This is a genomic window from Streptomyces sparsogenes subsp. cuspidosporus (genome assembly GCF_039532705.1).
Taxonomy (GTDB): Bacteria; Actinomycetota; Actinomycetes; order Streptomycetales; family Streptomycetaceae; genus Streptomyces; species Streptomyces sparsogenes.
In genome coordinates this window covers 1-16851 of record NZ_BAAASD010000049.1, presented here as the reverse complement: position 1 = coordinate 16851, position 16851 = coordinate 1, and the positions used below count along the sequence as shown (strand labels likewise).

Below are 16851 nucleotides of genomic sequence, written 5' to 3'. Positions count from 1 at the left end.
GCGGGCGCGGCTATGCTCATGCCCGCATCCGCCCGAACGCCTTCTGGAGCACGCATGGCCCTCAAGATCACCGTGATCGGCACCGGCTACCTGGGCGCCACGCACGCCGCGGCCATGGCCGAGCTCGGCTTCGAGGTGCTGGGGCTTGATGTCGTGCCCGAGAAGATCGAGATGCTCTCGGCCGGCCGGGTGCCGATGTACGAGCCGGGTCTGGAGGAGCTGCTGCGGCGGCATGTCGCGGGGTTCGAGGGCTCGACGGGGCGGCTGCGCTTCACCACCTCGTACGAGGAGGCCGGCGAGTTCGGCGACATCCACTTCATCTGTGTGAACACTCCGCAGAAACACGGCGAGTACGCGTGTGACATGAGTTACGTGGACGCCGCCGTGGACTCGCTGGCCCCGCACCTGACCCGCCCGGTCCTGGTCGTGGGCAAGTCCACCGTCCCGGTCGGCAGCGCGGCGCGGCTCGCGGCCCGGCTGGCGGAGCTGGCCCCGGTGGGGGTGGACGCCGAGCTGGCCTGGAACCCGGAGTTCCTGCGCGAGGGCTTCGCCGTGCGGGACACCCTGCACCCGGACCGCATCGTGGTCGGGGTGACCAGCGAGCGGGCCGAGAAGCTGCTGCGCACGGTGTACGGGACCCCGCTCGCGGAGGGCTCGCCTTTCGTGGTCACCGACTACCCGACGGCCGAGCTGGTGAAGACCGCGGCGAACTCCTTCCTCGCGACGAAGATCTCGTTCATCAACGCGATGGCCGAGGTCTGCGAGGCGGCGGGCGGCGACGTGGTCAAGCTGGCCGAGGCCATCGGCTACGACGAGCGGATCGGGAAGAAGTTCCTGCGGGCCGGGATCGGCTTCGGCGGCGGCTGCCTGCCCAAGGACATCCGGGCCTTCATGGCGCGCGCCGGGGAGCTGGGCGCGGACCAGGCGCTGACCTTTCTGCGCGAGGTGGACTCCATCAACATGCGGCGCCGCGGCCACATGGTCGAGCTGGCCCGCAACGCGGTCGGCGGCAGCTTCCTCGGCAAGCGGGTCGCGGTGCTGGGGGCGACCTTCAAGCCGGACTCGGACGACGTACGGGACTCCCCCGCGCTCAACGTCGCGGGCCAGATCCACCTCCAGGGTGCCCAGGTCACCGTCTTCGACCCCAAGGGGATGGACAACGCGCGCGCCCTCTTCCCGACCCTCGCCTACGCGCCGAGCGCGCTGGAGGCGGCGCGGGGCGCGCACGCCGTGCTGCACCTGACCGAGTGGGCCGAGTTCCGCGAGCTGGACCCGGCGGCGCTGGGCGAGGCGGTCGCGGAGCGCCGGATCCTCGACGGGCGCAACGCGCTGGACCCGGAGCGGTGGCGCGAGGCGGGCTGGACGTACCGGGCGCTGGGCCGGCCCACCGCCTGACCGGTCGGCTGGCCGGCCCCGTCGGCCTGACCGCGCGACCTGACCGGCGGCTGCCGGCTGCCGCGGTGTGGCCTTCCCAGGTTTGCGGCGGCTCCTTCCGTCAACCTGTATGGCACTCGTCTTCTGCCGATCAGCCCACGGAGGAGCCCATGGCCGTCGCCTTTCTGAACGTCGTCGTGCTCGACGCCCCGGACCCGACCGCGCTCGCCCGCTTCTACCAAGGAATCATCGGCGGCGAGATCAAGGGCGAGGGCGAGCGGTGGGTCGACCTGATCGGAGCCCAGGGCGGCGTCCGGCTGGCGTTCCAGGAGGCGCCCGGCATGGTGCCGCCGGACTGGCCGAGCGCGGACTCCTCGCAGCAACTCCACCTCGACCTCACCGTCACCTGCGACATCGAGGAGGCGGAGGAGAAGGTCCTGGCGCTCGGGGCCCGGGCCCTGGACACCGACGACGAGGGCGGGAAGCGGGACTTCCGCGTCTATGCCGACCCCGCCGGGCACCCCTTCTGTCTGATTCGCCAGTGAGACCGGGGCGGACGGGTCCGACGGACGGAGTCCGGCGCAGCCGCCCGAAGCCCGAGAGGCCCCCAAGGGCCGAACGGTGCGAGAGCGGCATAAAATGCGGCCTCAGGCGTCCCCGGGCGCGTCCAGCTCGTCGATCGTCGCCAGGGAAGGCCCCCGGTGGGCCCTCAGGTCCCGCGCCACCGCCTCCGCGTCGCGCACCACCCGCACCGCGTTCTGCCAGGTCAGCTTGGCCAGGTCGGCCTCGGACCAGCGGCGCTCCAGCAGCTCCGCGATCAGGTGCGGGTAGCCGGCCACATCGGCGAGGTCGGCAGGGGTGAAGGGCGTGCCGTCGAAGTCGCCGCCGATGCCGAGATGGTCGATGCCGGCCACCTCGCGCATGTGGTCGAGGTGGTCGGCGACGGTGGCGGCGGTGGCCACGGGGCGGGGGTTGGCCTCCTCGTACGCCTGGTGGACCTTGAGGGCCTCGGGCGTGGTCGCCAGCGGCTCCAGGCCGTGGGCGCGCAGGTTGTCCTCCGCCGCCCGGGTCCACGCCACGGCCTCCGGGAGGACGAACTTCGGGACGAAGGTGACCATCGCGACACCGCCGTTGGCGGGGAGCCGCTCCAGCACGTCGTCGGGGATGTTGCGCGGGTGGTCGCACACGGCGCGCGAGGAGGAGTGGGAGAAGACGACGGGGGCGTCGGTGACCCGCAGCGCGTCCCGCATGGTGTCGGCGGAGACGTGGGAGAGGTCGACGAGCATGCCCAGCCGGTTCATCTCCCGGACGACCTCCTCGCCGAAGCGGGTGAGGCCGTGGGCCCGGGGCTCGTCGGTCGCCGAGTCCGCCCAGGGGACGTTGTCGTTGTGGGTGAGCGTCATGTAGCGCACACCGAGGTCGTACAGCGCGCGCAGGGTGGCGAGCGAGCAGTTGATGCTGTGGCCGCCCTCCGCGCCCATGAGGGAGGCGATCCGGCCCTCGGCGCGGGCCGCCTCCATGTCCTCGGCGGTGTGGGCGAGCCGCAGGTCGGAGGGGTAGCGGTCGGCCAGCCGCCGTACGACGTCGATCTGCTCGAGGGTGGCGCTGACCGCCGTGTCGCCGCTGAGGTGCGAGGGGACGTAGACGGACCAGAACTGCGCGCCCACCCCGCCTGCCCGCAGCCGCGGGATGTCGGTGTGCAGGTGGGCGCGCTGGTCGAGGGCGATGTCGCGCCGGCGGAGGTCATAGCGGACCTGCTCCCGCAGGGCCCAGGGGAGGTCGTTGTGGCCGTCGACGACGGGGTGGGCGGCCAGCAGGTCACGGGCTTGCGCGAGTCGGTCGGTCATCCCCCCATCCTCTTACGCGGCCCGGCCCGCGTCACGTATGCCCCCGCTACTTGGCGAAGCCGAACGACCCGGCGCCGTCCACCTTGGCGCGCAGCCGCTTGCCCTTCTGGGTCGCCTGCTCGTTCAGCTCGTCCTGGAACTCGCGCATCCGGGTGAGCAGTTCAGGGTCGTGGGCGGCGAGGATGCGGGCGGCGAGCAGCCCGGCGTTGCGGGCGCCGCCGACGGAGACGGTGGCCACGGGGACACCCGCGGGCATCTGGACGATCGACAGCAGGGAGTCCATGCCGTCCAGGTACTTCAGCGGGACCGGCACGCCGATCACCGGCAGCGGGGTGACGGAGGCCAGCATGCCCGGGAGGTGGGCGGCGCCGCCGGCGCCCGCGATGATCGCCTTGAGGCCGCGGGGGGCCGCGTTCTCGCCGTACGCGACCATCTCGCGCGGCATGCGGTGGGCCGAGACGACGTCCACCTCGTACGGGATCTCGAACTCGTCGAGGGCCTTCGCCGCCTCCTCCATCACGGGCCAGTCGGAGTCGGAGCCCATGACGATGCCGACGACGGGGGCGCTGGGGCTGCTCATTCGGTGATGGTCCCTCGGAGGTAGTCGGCGGCGTGGCGGCCGCGCTCGCGCACGTCGTCCAGGTCGTCGCCGTAGGTGTTGACGTGGCCGACCTTGCGGCCCGGCTTCACGTCCTTGCCGTACATGTGGATCTTCAGGGCGGGGTCGCGGGCCATGCAGTGCAGGTACGCGGGGTACATCTCGGGGAAGTCGCCGCCGAGGACGTTGGTCATCACGGTCCAGGTGGCGCGCGGGCGCGGGTCGCCGAGCGGCAGGTCGAGCACGGCGCGCACATGGTTGGCGAACTGGGAGGTGACCGCGCCGTCCTGGGTCCAGTGGCCGGAGTTGTGGGGGCGCATGGCCAGCTCGTTGACCAGCAGCCGGCCGTCCCGGGTCTCGAAGAGCTCGACCGCGAGGTGGCCGACGACCCCGAGCTCCGCCGCGATCTTCAGCGCCATCTCCTGGGCCTGGCCGGACAGCTCCTCGGAGAGCCCGGGGGCCGGGGCGATCACGGTGTCGCAGACGCCGTCCACCTGGATCGACTCGACGACGGGGTAGGCGACGGCCTGGCCGTGCGGGGACCGTACGACATTGGCGGCGAGCTCGCGGGCGAAGTCGACCTTCTCCTCGGCGAGCACGGGCACCCCGGCGCGGAAGGGCTCGGCCGCCTCCTCGGCGTCGCGGACGACCCACACGCCCTTGCCGTCGTAGCCACCGCGCACCGTCTTGAGGACGACGGGGAAGCCGTCCCCTTCGGCGGCGAACCGCTCGACGTCGGCGGGGTCGGCCACGACGCGGTGGCGCGGGCAGGGCACGTCGAGCGAGGTCAGCCGGTCCCGCATCACGCCCTTGTCCTGGGCGTGCAGCAGCGCCTCGACGCCGGGGCGGATGACGACGCCGTCCGCCTCCAGGGCGCGCAGGTGCTCGGCCGGGACGTGTTCGTGGTCGAAGGTGACCACATCACAGCCTTGTGCGAACGCACGAAGGGTCTCCAGGTCGCGGTAGTCGCCCACGACGACGTCGCTGACCACCTGGGCCGCCGAGTCCTGGCGGGTGTCACTGAGCAGCTTGAACCTGATGCCGAGGGGGATGCCCGCCTCGTGGGTCATGCGGGCGAGCTGGCCGCCGCCGACCATGCCGACTACCGGAAATGTCACGCCCCCCAGAGTAGCTTCCCGGCCGGGCGGGCCCCGGGGGGTGTATCCGAGGCCCTGACCTCGGCAGATCTATTGGATGTTCCTCCACAACGTTAGGATCTCCGTGCATTCGACATGGACCTGCCGAGCGGGGCTCGACGTGAACCCGCCGCGCGCGTCCTTCAGGGGGAAGCCGAATGACGACGCGCGGGCTCAGAGAGAAGTCCACCGACAACCAGGACGGGCTGAACAAGCTGCACAAGCGCGTCCAGGCCATCGAGGTGGAGACCCATTCCTTCGGCGACCCGATGAGGGTCCGCAACGCCCTGGCCGACGCGATCACCGAGGCGCGGGAGTTCTCGGCCCCGCACGGCAACCCGGACCACATCGACGGCGTCGCGGGCCGCTACCGGGAAGCCGCCGCGATCGTGGACCGGGCCCAGGGCGATCTGGGGAAGGTCGCCAAGGACGGGCTGCCCTCGGTGTGGGTGGGCACCGCCGGGGCGAAGGCGAGCGAGGTCATCAAGGCCGCCTCGTACTCCGCCGACCAGATGGCCCAGAAGTTCCAGGAGGCCGTCCCCGCGCTGCGGGCCCTGTCCGAGGGCATCCGCGAGGCCCAGTCGAAGCACGACTTCGGGGTCTCCGCGCTCGACGTGGCGGCGTCGATCCTCAACAACGGCGACTTCTTCATGCCCGCCGACGAGTTGCGCCGGGCGAAGACGGCCATCCTGGACGGCGTCTCCTCCATGGGCGAGGCCGCGGGCCACGCCAAGGCGGCCGGCATCGAGGCCCAGAAGACGCTCACCAAGCTGGCGTCCGAGGCCCGCGCCCGGAAGGTCACGGCGAGCGGCCTCACCGACGCCGACCGGCTCGTCCTCGCCGACGCCGCCGCCCCCGGCGGCCCCGCCGACCTCAACGAGATCCTCACCGCCAACGAACTCAAGCGGTCCTCCGAGTTTATGGACAAGATGAGCGCACACGACAAGGCGGAGTTCGACCGGCTGCTGTCCGCCGCCAAGTCCCCGCAGGAGCGGGCGTATCTGATGAAGGCGCTGGCCGCGGGGCACGGCCTGAAGGAGATCGACCACTTCGCCCAGCAGATCCACGGCCGGTCCCCGCAGTGGCTGAGCGACCGCCTCACCCCCGTCGTCATCCAGAGCACCGAGCCCGGCACCAACTACGTGAACTACCAGGGCGCCAAGTGGGACCAGGGCCCGGACGGGACGTGTGTCGCCTCGTCCACCGTCAACGCCCGGGCGATGGTCGATCCCCTGTACGCCTTCCGCCTCACGACCGGCGGCCACCCCGACGACCCCAAGTACGACAGCCCCCTCGCCTTCGCCGACCGCCTCAAGCAGGAGCAGAACCGCGTCCACGCGGAGGGCGGCGGCGACCCCCTTCCCGACGGCGGTATGAACCCCTACGGCCAGCAGCACATCAACGACGTGGAGGTGGGCGGCCACACCGGCGGCGACTACGCCGAACGGAAGCTGGGCAACGCCGCGGAGCGGCAGGCGTCCCTGGTCGACATCGAGAGGAACCTCGACAACGGCGTGCCCGTTCCGGTCGACGTCGAGGGCGGCACCGGCCGCCACGCCATGATGATCGTCGGACACGAGGGCGACCGGCTCCAGGTCTACAACCCGTGGGGCACCACCACGTGGATCAGCGAGGACGACTTCGTCAACAACAGGATGGGCTACACCAACAACGGCTACTACCCGACCGCCTACTCCGTCTATCTGCCGAAGTGACCATGAGCGCCATCACCCGCCGCACATCCGCCCTGATCCTGACCGGCCTCGCGCTGTGCGCGGCGGGCTGCCAGTCGGACGACGGCGGCTCCCCCGCCAGGTCCGCGGGCCCCTCGTCGTCCTCGGCCTCGCCCTCGTCGCCCACCTCCGATCCGACCCCCGCCGGTCTCGGCACGGTGCACAAGGACCCGAACGACACCTCGGTCCGGGACCGCACCGAGGGCCCGATCACCGTCAAGACCGGCGAGCGCTTCTCGATCGCCCTGCGGCAGAACGTCTCCGCGCGCGCCGACTGGAGCCTGGCCGAGCCGCGCCCGTCCGCGGCGGTGCTGCGCAAGGTCGGCGAAAGCTCGTACCAGACCGCCCGGGAGAAGGAACTGGTCGGCGGGGGCCACACCAAGTACTTCACCTTCGAGGCCCTGAAGGCCGGAGACACCCGGATCGTGTGCGCCAACTCCTTCGCCACGGACACCTCCGCCGGGGGCTACTCCCCCGGGCTTCCCCGCACCATCACCTACCGGGTAACCGTGCGCTGACCCCGCGCCACCCGGAACACACCTGGTGACCTGCCCCTTCGAGGCTCCGAGAGGCCCGTTATGATCTGCCGTATTTGACGCGGACCTGCCGCGTCCGTTTCCTCGGGGGAGTCGCTATGGGACAGGACAAGGTCCTCGGCATCCAGCACGGCGGCGCGCTCAGCCAGGCGGATCGCCTGGGGCTCGCCGCCGATGACATCCAGGCGGCCAAGGGGCTGCTGGAGAAGGGCGGCGAGAGCGGCGGGATCTTCGGGCTCGGGGCCCTCGGGCTGGTCTCCGCGCTCGCGCACTTCGGCGAGTACGGGGCCGCGCCCGCCTTCACCGAGTTCTCCGACGCCTGGACCGCGGAGTGCAAGACCCTCGAGGGCGCGGTGCGCGAGCTGCAGAAGAAGGTCGGGGTCAGTTCCAAGGCCTATCGCGGAACCGACCTGGGCAGAAAGAGCGACTTCAGCGCCATCGACCGCTACTCGCAGAACTCCTGAGGGGCAAGGCGCGCATGGCCGGGCAGCATGGCACGACACAGCACACGTCGCAGGACCAGACCAAGCGGCAGAAGCTGGACACGCTGCACAAGCATGTGCAATCCCTGAAGCTCGAGGACAACGCCTTCGCGTTCTGCCTGGAGCTGTCCGACGCGATCGGCAAGGCGCGGGACTTCCCGGCGCCCATCGGCGACCCGGACCACATCGACGGCGTCGCGGACAACTACAAGCGGGCCGCGTCACTCCTGGAATCGGCGCAGGGCGACCTGGCGAAGGTGGCGAAGGACGGGCTGCCCGCGGTGTGGGTGGGCACGGCCGGGGAGAAGGCGAGCGAGGTCGTGGGCGCCGCCTCGCGCACCACCGACCAGACCGCCGAGAACCTCCGGGAGGCCGAACCGGTGCTGCGTCAGTTGGCCATAGACATCGGAGCGGCGCAGGCGAGGGACGAATACGCGCGCGTGGCGCTGGATTACGCGCAGTCGCTGTGCGCCCCCTTCGGCCATGACCGGCTCCTGGAAGCCAAGAAGGCCACCCTCGACGGCATCAGATACATGGTCGAGGCGGAGGACCGGGCCGAGGAGGGCGGGAAGAAGGCGGCGGAGAAGCTCCGCAAGCTGGCCGCGCGGGCCCGGGCCCGGAAGGTCACCGCGAGCGGTCTGACCGACGCCGACCGGCTGGTCATCGCCGACGCCGCCGCGCCGGGCGGCCCGGCGGACCTCAACGAGATCCTGACCGCCAACGACCTCCAGCGCTCCTCGCAGTTCCGGGACAGGATGAGCGAGAAGGACCGGGCCGAGTTCGACCGGCTGGTCTCCGAGGCCAAGTCCCCGCAGGAGGCGGCGTATCTGATGAAGGCCCTGGCCGCGGGGCACGACATCAAGACGCTGCGGGCCTTCGGCGACGACATCCACGGCCGGGACGCCACCTGGCTGCGCGAGCACCTCGCCCCGTTCCACACCAGCGGGGACACCCGGATCGGCGTCGACTCGGCGTCCGAGTTCGAGGTCCCCGGCGCCAAGGGGGCGGACTGGACCCAGGGCAGGAACGGCACCTGCGTGGCCTCGTCCACCGTCGCCGCCCGCGCCCTGGTCGACCCCGTCTACACGCTGCGCCTGACCACCGGCGGACACCCGGGCGACCCCGCCTACGACAACCCCACCGCGTTCGGGAAGCGGCTCCTCAAGGAGCAGATCCGTGTCCACCAGGAGGGCGGCGGCGGGCCGCTCCCTGACGGCGGCATGGACCTGACCGGCAAGCACGAGGTCATCAACGACGAGATCGCGCCGCACACCGGCTCCACCTACGAACAGCGCGACGTAGGCACGCCACAGTCCCGGCGGCAGGCGCTGCCGCTGATCGAGCAGGCGGTGGACGCGGGCAAGCCCGTCCCGGTCGGCGTCAAGGGGTTCGACACGGTGCACGGCGAGAAGGTGCCGGTGGGCCACGCGATGATGATCGTCGGCCACGAGGGCGACAAGCTCCAGGTGTACAACCCTTGGGGGTACACCACCTGGATCAGCGAGGACGACTTCGTCAACAACCACATGGACAAGGCGTCCGACAAGCGCCTGCCGGAAGCCTACGAATACAGCCTGCCGAAGTGACCCCCATGACACACCAGAGCATGACCGACGAGGAGCTGCTCGCCCTCGACGTCCCCCTCATGATCCGCTACGGACTGATGTTCGGCGGCGCCCACCGCACCGCCCTCTTCGGGGACGGGGCGATCGCCGCCGCCCTCGCGGCGGAGCGGCTGGGGGTGCTGCCGCGCTCGGTCGCGTACCTGGGCGAGGTGGTACGGCGCGGCGGCACCCGGATGGCCGCGGAGCTGCCGGAGCCGCTGCCCGGGGGCGAGGCGGCCGCGCTGGCGCGGGACTGGCTGGGGGCGGCCGCGCCAGGGGCGCGGGGCGTGGCGGAGGACGAGACCGTCGCGCGGTGGCTGGAAGCGGTGGCCGCGGTCCTCGAGCTGCGGGTGCGCACCCGGGGTGCGGGCGGGGGCGCGGGCGGGGGCGGGCCCCTGGGGGCCTGACGGAAACGGGGGGAGCGGTGAGAAACAGCCGGTTTGGGGACACCGAGGGGCGGGCGCCCCGGCCGCTGGTTAGCATGGATCGAGTTGTCGATGCCGACCGGACGGGGCTGAGTAGTCGCCATGAGTGAACAGCGCACGAGTGGCGGGCTGCGCGCACGAGTGGATCAACTCGCCCGCGAGATCGCCAAGTTCGGGGCCGTCGGAGGGGCCGGCGTCCTCGTCAACCTCGGTGTTTTCAACCTGATCAGACACGTCACCGAACTGCCCGTGGTGCGGGCCAGTGTGGTGGCGACCATCGTCGCGACCTTCACCAACTACCTGGGTTACCGGTACTTCACCTACCGCGACCGGGACAAGCAGGGGCGCACCAAGGAGCTGACCCTCTTCCTGCTGTTCAGCGCGATCGGGCTGATCATCGAGAACGGTGTGCTGTACACGGCGACGTACGGGTTCGGCTGGGACAGCCAGCTGCAGAGCAACGTGTTCAAGTTCGTCGGCATCGGCATCGCCACGCTGTTCCGGTTCTGGTCCTACCGCAGCTGGGTGTTCCGCGCGCTGCCCGCCCGGGAGGCCGTGGAGACCGCCGAGTCCTTCCTCTCCGAGGCGCCTTCGGCCCAGGGCCGGACGACGGTCCGGAAGTAGCCCCGGGGGCCGCTCAGCCCTGGGGCCGCTCAGGGGGCCGTCGGCTCGTCGGCGTCGGCCTCACCGGCCTCGCGGCTCAGGAAGAGCGCGAAGACCGGCGGATTCTGCTGGAGCAGCTCCAGACGGCCGCCGTCCGCCTCCGCGAGATCACGGGCGACGGCCAGCCCGAGCCCGGTGGAGTTGCGCCCGCTGACGGTGCGCTCGAAGACCCGCGCGCCCAGGTCGGGCGGCACCCCGGGGCCCTCGTCGGACACCTCGACCACCGCCTGGTTGCCGGTGACGCGGGTGCGCAGCGCGACCGTGCCGTCACCGTGCATCAGCGAGTTCTCGATCAGTGTGGCGAGCACCTGGGCCACGGCCCCGGGGGTGCCGACCGCCCGCAGCCCCTTCTTCCCGGAACGCACGATGGCGCGGCCCTCGCTGCGCGTGGCCGGGCGCCACTCCTCGATCTGCTGCTTGACCACCTCGTCCAGGTCGAAGGCGACGGCGGAGCCGGTCCGCGGGTCCCGCGAGTTGGTCAGCAGGCGCTGGACGACGTCGGTGAGCCGCTCCACCTGGGCCAGCGCGATGGTGGCCTCCTCCTTGACCGTGTCCGGGTCGTCGGTGAGGGTGATCTCCTCCAGCCGCATGGACAGCGCGGTCAGCGGCGTACGGAGCTGGTGGGAGGCGTCGGCCGCCAGCCGCCGCTCGGCGGTGAGCATGCGGGCGATCCGCTCCGCGCTCGCGTCGAGCACATCGGCGACCCGGTCCAGCTCCGGCACCCCGTAGCGCCGGTGGCGGGGGCGCGGGTCTCCCGAGCCCAGGCGCTCGGCGGTCTCGGCGAGGTCGGTGAGCGGGGCGGAGAGCCGGCGTGCCTGGCGGACGGCCAGGAAGACGGCCGCGAGCACGGCGAGCAGCGCCACCGCCAGGATGATCAGCATGGTGCGGCCGATCTCCCGGCTGACCGTGGAGCGGGACGCCTCGACCCGGACGGTCTCGCCCTGGTCGCCCCGCTCCTCGGAGACGATGATGCCGCCGCTCGGCCGCCGGCCGATCTCGACCGCGTCGCGGCCCGGGATCCTGATCACGGCGTAGCGGCCCGGCTCGATCTGCTCGCGCAGCACGGCGGGGGTCACCCCCTCGCCGCCCAGCAGCCTGCTGTCGACGATGCTGACCAGGCGCACCGCGTCGGAGTCGACGCTCTCCTGGGCGCCCGTCTCGATGGTCCGGGTCTCCACGAGGACCAGTGAGAGGCCGAAGACGGCGATGACGACGAGCACCACGGCGAGCGTGGAGTTGATCAAACGACGGCGCATAGCCCTACCGTGTCACGCTGGGAATTTCTCAGCTTTTCTCGAACCGGAACCCGACCCCGCGCACGGTGGCGATGTACCGGGGGTTGGCCGCGTCGTCGCCGAGCTTCTTGCGGAGCCAGGAGATGTGCATGTCGAGGGTCTTGGTCGACGACCACCAGGTGGTGTCCCACACCTCGCGCATCAGCTGGTCGCGGGTGACCACCCGGCCCGCGTCCCGGACCAGGACCCGCAGCAGGTCGAATTCCTTGGCGGTCAGCTGAAGCTCCTCGTCGCCCATCCAGGCGCGGTGGGACTCGACGTCGATGCGGACCCCGTGGGTGGCCGGCGCCTGCGCCTGCGTCTCGACGGAGCCGCGCCGCAGCAGCGCCCGGACCCGGGCCAGCAGCTCGGCGAGGCGGAACGGCTTGGTGACGTAGTCGTCGGCGCCCGCGTCCAGGCCGACCACCGTGTCGACCTCGTCCGCGCGCGCGGTGAGCACCAGGACGGGGAAGCCGTGGCCCTCGGTGCGCAGCCGACGGCAGACCTCCAGGCCGTCCATGCCCGGCAGGCCCAGATCGAGGACGAGCAGGTCGACGCCTCCTTGGAGCCCGGCGTCGAGCGCGGTCGGTCCGTCCTCCCGCACCTCTACCTCGTAACCCTCACGGCGCAGGGCGCGGGCGAGCGGCTCCGAGATGGATGCGTCATCCTCGGCGAGCAGTACTCGGGTCATGGGGTGATGGTAGTCCGACCGGGTTCACGCACGGGGCGCACACGGGTGTCCGGATGGAGCGCGAAGGGTTGCACACGCCACGCGTGAGCTATCTCTCAAACCGGTCATCGCGCCCTATGGCGTGTCGTATGGTGACAGGGAGTCCGTAGCATCTTTTCGGGACCTTTGGCAGCGACGCGGCGACGCGGCGCCGAAGGTCCTCGTCGTGTCCGGGGCCGTGGCCGGCCATCAGCCGACCGGCCCGGTGCGCGGCCGACACCCCCCACACCCCGAGGAACCACCATGGCGTCCAACCTGACGAAGGACGCGGCCGGGCGGGAGACCCCTGCCGGCGGCAAGACCTTCTTCGGCCACCCCCGCGGCCTGGCCACCCTTTTCATGACCGAGATGTGGGAGCGCTTCAGCTTCTACGGCATGCGGGCGCTCCTCGTGCTCTACCTGATCGCCGGGGGCCCGGACGCCAAGCCCGGCAGCCAGGGCGGCGGCCTGGCGATGTCCCAGGGCAACGCGGTGGCCATCTACTCGGTGTACCTGGCGATGGTCTATCTGCTCGCCATGCCGGGCGGCTGGTTCGGCGACCGCGTCTGGGGCCCGCGCAAGACGGTCGCCGTCGCGGCCGGCGTCATCATGGCCGGCCACCTCGCGCTCGCCGTGCCCGGCCAGGCCACGTTCTTCGCCGGCCTCGCGCTGGTCGCCCTCGGCTCGGGCCTGCTGAAGGCCAACATCTCCACGATGGTCGGCCACCTCTACGACGGCCCCACCGACCCGCGCCGGGACGGCGGCTTCACGATCTTCTACATGGGCATCAACCTCGGTGCCTTCGCGGCTCCGCTGGTGATCGGCACCATCGGGCAGAGCTACAGCTGGCACCTGGGCTTCGCGCTCGCCGCCCTGGGCATGGCGCTGGGCTTGGCCCAGTTCCTGATCGGCACCCGCCACCTGAGCCCGCGCAGCAGCGTGGTGCCCACCCCGCTGGTGGCCGCCGAGCGCGCCGCCTGGCTGCGCAAGGGCCTGATCTGGCTGGTCGTCGCCGCGGTCTTCTACTCCGTGGTCGTGGTCAGCGGCTCCTGGACGCTCAACTGGGCACTGGTGCCGATCACGATCCTGGGGCTGCTCATCCCGACCGGGGTGCTGGTCCGGATCAAGCGGGACAAGGAGCTCACGCCGGTCGAGCAGACCAAGGTCAGCGGCTACATCTGGTTCTTCGTGGCGGCGGCCGTGTTCTGGATGATCTACGACCAGGGCGGCTCGACCATGTCGGCCTTCGGCGAGACCAAGACCGCCGACACGGTCTTCGGCCTGCACTTCCCGTCGTCCTGGTTCCAGTCGGTGAACCCGCTGTGGGTGATGGCGCTGGCGCCGGTGTTCGCCTGGGCCTGGCTGGCGCTGGCGCGGCGCCTGCGGGAGCCGGGCACGGTGGTGAAGTTCGCCCTGGCCCTGGTCCTGATCGGCGCGTCGTTCTTCGTCTTCGTGGTCCCGATGGGGATGGCCTCGGACGGCACGAAGGTCAGCCCGATGTGGCTGGTGTCGATCTACCTGATCCAGACCATGGGCGAGCTGTGCCTGTCGCCGGTTGGTCTGTCGGTCACCACCAAGATGGCCCCCGCGAAGTACGCGAGCCAGATGATGGGCGTGTGGTTCCTGGCCGTCACCGCGGGTGACTGCGTCACGGGCCTGCTGTCCATCGCGGGGGTCGACCTGAGCGGTGTGGGGATGATCGCGCTGGAGGCGGCGGTGGCCGTGGGGGCCGGTGTCGCGGTCTACGCCTCCCGCAAGAAGGTCACCCGGCTGATGGCCGACGTGCACTGAGCCGACGTGCACTGAGACGTTCGTCGCACGGCGCGGCGGGGCCCGGCGCCGATGACTCCGGTCATCGGCGCCGGGCCCCTTCGCGTACGCCGTGGGTCAGCGCGTGCCGCGCAGCTTGCGCCAGGGGGTGAGGGTGAAGACGGCGGCGCCGACCAGGATGGTGGTGCCGGCCACCAGGCCGAGCGCCTTGAGGCCGCCGTGGTCGCTCGCGCCGGTCTCGGCCAGCCCGCCGCTCGTACCGCTGCCGGCGCCGGTGGTGCCGGCCGAACCGCTGCCACCGCCGCTGCCACTTCCGCTGCCGCTGCCGCTGCCGCCCGAGGCGCCGCTGGACTGGGCCGTGGTGTCCAGTTCCAGCGAGGCCTGGGTGTCGCCGGCGGGGGTGCAGGTGGTCGTCGTACCGAGCGCCTTGACCGTGAGCACCCCGGGGGTGAGCGTCGACGTGCCGCTCGCGCCGGGCTTGTAGGTGCCGGTGAGGTCAGGGATCTCGATCGGGGCGCCCGCCTTGATGGGCCCCTTGTTGGTCGGGCCCACCACGGCGACCGTGCCCTTGTCCGCGCCGCCGAGCTTGACGGCCATCGACGGCTTGACCGAGTCCGCGGGGATGTCGGCCGGGCTGTCCATGACGGACTTGCCGAACTTCACGGTCAGGTCGAAGCTCCCGCCGTGTCCGACGGCGTCGACGCGGACGGGGGAGGTGGCGTTCTTGTCGCCGATGGGGGTCTTGCAGGCGTAGGCGACCTGGACCTCCTTGCCGGTGTACGAGTCGCCTCCCGAGCCGCCGCCGGTGGTGTTCCCGCCCGTGGTGTTCCCGCCGGTCGTGTTGCCGCCCGTGGTGTTCCCGCCGGTGGTGTTGCCACCCGTCGTGTTCCCACCTGTGGTGTTTCCGCCGGTCGTGTTTCCGCCGGTCGTGTTGCCCCCGGTGGTGTTGCCACCCGTGGTGCCGCCGCCGTCGGCCGTCACCTTGATCGTGGCCGCGGCCTTGACCGGCTCCTTCGCCGAACACTCGGTGTCCGTGGACAGCGGCTTGCTGACGTTGATGTTGTACCCGCCCGGGGTCAGCGTCACCTCCCCCGCCTTCGTCAGCTTGAGCCTGCCCGTCATGTCGGACAGTTTCATCGGACTGTCCTTGGGGATCGCCGGGTTCTCCCGCGGCCCCTCCATGGCCAGCTCGCCCGTCTGCGCGCCGCCCACCGTCAGGGTGCCGGTCGGCTTGACGGTGTTCTCCTCGATGTCGAGGATCGGCGGGTTCTTGGAGGCGGCCTGCACCGTCTTCCAGACCACCTCGACCTCGTCGCCGACCTTCGCCGTCGCGGGGGCCTTGACCTCGACGGTCGTGGTGCCCTCCACCGGAGGCAGGCCGGAGATCGGCGGTGGCAGACACTCGGTCGCGTACGAGACCTCGGCCGCCCGTGCGGTGCCCGCGCCCATCAGCACGCCCGCACCGCCGAGCAGCAGCGCGGCCGCTGCCGCGCTCACTCTTCGTTGCGTACTCACGTCGTTCCTTTCGGGGTCGGTCGGTTCCCCGGGCTCTCCCGGCTCTCTCGGCTCTCCGGGTGCTCCCGGCTCTCCCGGTTCTCCTGGGACGGTGCGGAAGGGTGGTGCGTCTGTTCGGCCCGTCGGGCCTCGGTGCCCGGCGCGCGCGGCAGGGTGTCCGCGGTGAACCACGGCAGCGCGCCGCCGCCGGCGCGCTCCGCCGTGGACGAGGCCCCGGACGGCGGTCCGGGGGCGCGGGAGCCGCGCCGCGGCCACAGCCGCGCCGAGCGGTGGCGGCCGCCGCGCCCCGCGACCACGGTCGTACGCGGGCGCACCTTGTCCACGACGGCCATGCCGATGCGGAACACCGCCGCCGGGACCACCACGCACAGCAGGATCCAGAAGAGGGTCACGCCCCAGGGCCGCCCCACCGACCAGGGCTGTTCGACCAGCACCTTCCGGCCGTACCTGAGGGACACCCGATAGTCGCCGTGCGCCCCGGCCGACAGCTCGACGTCCAGCTTGACCTGTGCCTTCTTCCCGGCCGGTATGGTCCCCCGCCACTGGTGCTCCTCCCAGGAGGGGGCGAAGACGCCGTGGGAGGCGCCGACCTCGAAGACCGGATCGCGGGCCGGGGTGGAGCCGAGGTTGGCGACGGTCACCACGAGGCGGCGCTGCGGCGGGGCGCCGAACCAGGTGAGCAGCCCGCTGGAGCCGTCGAGCCGCGCGGACAGCGCCCGCAGCCGCTCGCCCCCGGTCCCCTCCTCCTTCGGCAGCGGCGCGACGGGGTGCCCCGCGACCCGGAACGGCACATCGGCGTAGGCGGCCTCACCGGTGACGGTCGCCACATGGATGACGCACGGACACGGCTTGGGCGGCTCGGCGACCGGCAGCTTCTTGCGGAAGGCGCCCTTCGGATCGGTGGTGACCGCTCTGCCGTCGGAGTTGGCGCAGGAATTGGTGCCGCCGATCATGTTCTGTCCGCAGATGAGCAGCATGAGCAGGGCGCGGGGCCGCCAGCCCCGGCCGCTCACGGTGACCGTGCCACCGGCGCCCGCCTCCTGCTTCGACACGGTCGCGCTCGGCCCCTCGGCCGCGGCGGCCCGGGTCGGCGGCGCCGCGCCGAGGGCGAGTACGAGGAGGGCCAGCACGGCCAGCAGCGCGCCGAGCCGGCGGGGCGCGCCGGGCCGGGGGCGCGCGCCGGGC

16 protein-coding genes are annotated in these 16851 nt (G+C 71.8%); 9 read left to right on the top strand and 7 right to left on the bottom strand.

From position 1 onward, the window contains the following. Nucleotides 1–54 precede the first annotated feature (54 nt). Both ABFY07_RS36335 and ABFY07_RS36330 read left to right on the top strand, forming a co-directional pair. Nucleotides 55–1395 (top strand): UDP-glucose dehydrogenase family protein, encoded by a 1341-nt coding sequence (locus tag ABFY07_RS36335; RefSeq protein WP_346178587.1) that lies wholly within the window; start codon nt 55–57, stop codon nt 1393–1395. 149 nt (nt 1396–1544) lie between these two features. Next, on the top strand, nt 1545–1919 hold the full coding sequence (locus tag ABFY07_RS36330) for a VOC family protein (RefSeq protein WP_346178586.1): 375 nt from the start codon (nt 1545–1547) through the stop codon (nt 1917–1919). 102 nt (nt 1920–2021) lie between these two features. Here the strand turns inward: ABFY07_RS36330 and ABFY07_RS36325 are convergent, their stop codons facing one another. Genes ABFY07_RS36325 through ABFY07_RS36315 form a run of 3 tightly spaced genes read right to left on the bottom strand, consistent with a single transcriptional unit; the run spans nt 2022 to nt 4916 of the window. Beyond that, a complete protein-coding gene (locus ABFY07_RS36325; protein ID WP_346178585.1) occupies nt 2022–3221 on the bottom strand; it encodes a dipeptidase in 1200 nt (399 codons plus the stop codon). Between the two features lie 46 nt (nt 3222–3267). Continuing rightward, on the bottom strand, nt 3268–3801 hold the full coding sequence (gene purE / locus ABFY07_RS36320) for a 5-(carboxyamino)imidazole ribonucleotide mutase (RefSeq protein ID WP_065960318.1): 534 nt from the start codon (nt 3799–3801) through the stop codon (nt 3268–3270). Then, nucleotides 3798–4916: a 5-(carboxyamino)imidazole ribonucleotide synthase gene (locus ABFY07_RS36315; RefSeq protein ID WP_346178621.1), complete on the bottom strand. Its 1119-nt coding sequence runs from the start codon at nt 4914–4916 to the stop codon at nt 3798–3800. The genes purE and ABFY07_RS36315 overlap by 4 nt, the downstream gene beginning before the upstream one ends. A gap of 197 nt (nt 4917–5113) precedes the next feature. On the opposite strand from ABFY07_RS36315, the gene ABFY07_RS36310 reads away from it, so the two are divergent. From ABFY07_RS36310 to ABFY07_RS36285, 6 genes are all read left to right on the top strand, one after another. Then, the gene (locus ABFY07_RS36310) at nt 5114–6670 is read left to right on the top strand and encodes a WXG100 family type VII secretion target (RefSeq protein WP_346178584.1); all 1557 of its coding nucleotides are present in this window, start codon (nt 5114–5116) and stop codon (nt 6668–6670) included. Nucleotides 6671–6672: 2 nt separating this feature from the next. Continuing rightward, complete coding sequence (locus tag ABFY07_RS36305) at nt 6673–7206, top strand: protease inhibitor I42 family protein (protein WP_346178583.1); 534 nt, start codon at nt 6673–6675, stop codon at nt 7204–7206. A 116-nt stretch (nt 7207–7322) separates the two neighbouring features. Continuing rightward, nucleotides 7323–7688 (top strand): hypothetical protein, encoded by a 366-nt coding sequence (locus ABFY07_RS36300; protein ID WP_346178582.1) that lies wholly within the window; start codon nt 7323–7325, stop codon nt 7686–7688. A gap of 14 nt (nt 7689–7702) precedes the next feature. Beyond that, nucleotides 7703–9292 (top strand): WXG100 family type VII secretion target, encoded by a 1590-nt coding sequence (locus ABFY07_RS36295; RefSeq protein WP_346178581.1) that lies wholly within the window; start codon nt 7703–7705, stop codon nt 9290–9292. 5 nt (nt 9293–9297) lie between these two features. Continuing rightward, complete coding sequence (locus ABFY07_RS36290) at nt 9298–9717, top strand: hypothetical protein (protein WP_346178620.1); 420 nt, start codon at nt 9298–9300, stop codon at nt 9715–9717. A gap of 120 nt (nt 9718–9837) precedes the next feature. Next, nucleotides 9838–10359, top strand: a complete 522-nt coding sequence (locus tag ABFY07_RS36285) for a GtrA family protein (RefSeq protein ID WP_346178580.1) — start codon at nt 9838–9840, stop codon at nt 10357–10359. 29 nt (nt 10360–10388) lie between these two features. On the opposite strand, the gene ABFY07_RS36280 is transcribed toward ABFY07_RS36285, so the two are convergent. Beyond that, complete coding sequence (locus ABFY07_RS36280; protein ID WP_346178579.1) at nt 10389–11654, bottom strand: ATP-binding protein; 1266 nt, start codon at nt 11652–11654, stop codon at nt 10389–10391. A gap of 28 nt (nt 11655–11682) precedes the next feature. Then, complete coding sequence (locus ABFY07_RS36275; RefSeq protein WP_065960337.1) at nt 11683–12363, bottom strand: response regulator transcription factor; 681 nt, start codon at nt 12361–12363, stop codon at nt 11683–11685. A 282-nt stretch (nt 12364–12645) separates the two neighbouring features. Between ABFY07_RS36275 and ABFY07_RS36270 the strand changes: the two genes are divergently transcribed. Next, entirely contained in the window at nt 12646–14172 is a 1527-nt protein-coding gene (locus ABFY07_RS36270; protein ID WP_346178578.1) for a peptide MFS transporter, read from the top strand. A 96-nt stretch (nt 14173–14268) separates the two neighbouring features. Here ABFY07_RS36270 and ABFY07_RS36265 read toward each other — a convergent pair whose 3' ends face one another. Both ABFY07_RS36265 and ABFY07_RS36260 read right to left on the bottom strand, forming a co-directional pair. After that, complete coding sequence (locus ABFY07_RS36265; RefSeq protein ID WP_346178577.1) at nt 14269–15648, bottom strand: hypothetical protein; 1380 nt, start codon at nt 15646–15648, stop codon at nt 14269–14271. 14 nt (nt 15649–15662) lie between these two features. After that, a complete protein-coding gene (locus ABFY07_RS36260) occupies nt 15663–16805 on the bottom strand; it encodes a hypothetical protein (protein WP_428837067.1) in 1143 nt (380 codons plus the stop codon). Between the last annotated feature and the right edge of the window lie 46 nt (nt 16806–16851).

Excerpts from the sequence above, each read along its gene's own strand:
- ABFY07_RS36280 (WP_346178579.1), bottom strand. The coding sequence starts at position 11,654 with ATGCGCCGTCGTTTGATCAACTCCACGCTCGCCGTGGTGCTCGTCGTC.
- ABFY07_RS36295 (WP_346178581.1), top strand. The coding sequence starts at position 7,703 with ATGGCCGGGCAGCATGGCACGACACAGCACACGTCGCAGGACCAGACC.
- ABFY07_RS36285 (WP_346178580.1), top strand. The coding sequence starts at position 9,838 with ATGAGTGAACAGCGCACGAGTGGCGGGCTGCGCGCACGAGTGGATCAA.
- ABFY07_RS36315 (WP_346178621.1), bottom strand. The coding sequence starts at position 4,916 with ATGGTCGGCGGCGGCCAGCTCGCCCGCATGACCCACGAGGCGGGCATC.
- ABFY07_RS36305 (WP_346178583.1), top strand. The coding sequence starts at position 6,673 with ATGAGCGCCATCACCCGCCGCACATCCGCCCTGATCCTGACCGGCCTC.
- ABFY07_RS36335 (WP_346178587.1), top strand. The coding sequence starts at position 55 with ATGGCCCTCAAGATCACCGTGATCGGCACCGGCTACCTGGGCGCCACG.
- ABFY07_RS36290 (WP_346178620.1), top strand. The coding sequence starts at position 9,298 with ATGACACACCAGAGCATGACCGACGAGGAGCTGCTCGCCCTCGACGTC.
- ABFY07_RS36330 (WP_346178586.1), top strand. The coding sequence starts at position 1,545 with ATGGCCGTCGCCTTTCTGAACGTCGTCGTGCTCGACGCCCCGGACCCG.
- ABFY07_RS36275 (WP_065960337.1), bottom strand. The coding sequence starts at position 12,363 with ATGACCCGAGTACTGCTCGCCGAGGATGACGCATCCATCTCGGAGCCG.
- ABFY07_RS36300 (WP_346178582.1), top strand. The coding sequence starts at position 7,323 with ATGGGACAGGACAAGGTCCTCGGCATCCAGCACGGCGGCGCGCTCAGC.
- purE (WP_065960318.1), bottom strand. The coding sequence starts at position 3,801 with ATGAGCAGCCCCAGCGCCCCCGTCGTCGGCATCGTCATGGGCTCCGAC.
- ABFY07_RS36325 (WP_346178585.1), bottom strand. The coding sequence starts at position 3,221 with ATGACCGACCGACTCGCGCAAGCCCGTGACCTGCTGGCCGCCCACCCC.
- ABFY07_RS36270 (WP_346178578.1), top strand. The coding sequence starts at position 12,646 with ATGGCGTCCAACCTGACGAAGGACGCGGCCGGGCGGGAGACCCCTGCC.
- ABFY07_RS36310 (WP_346178584.1), top strand. The coding sequence starts at position 5,114 with ATGACGACGCGCGGGCTCAGAGAGAAGTCCACCGACAACCAGGACGGG.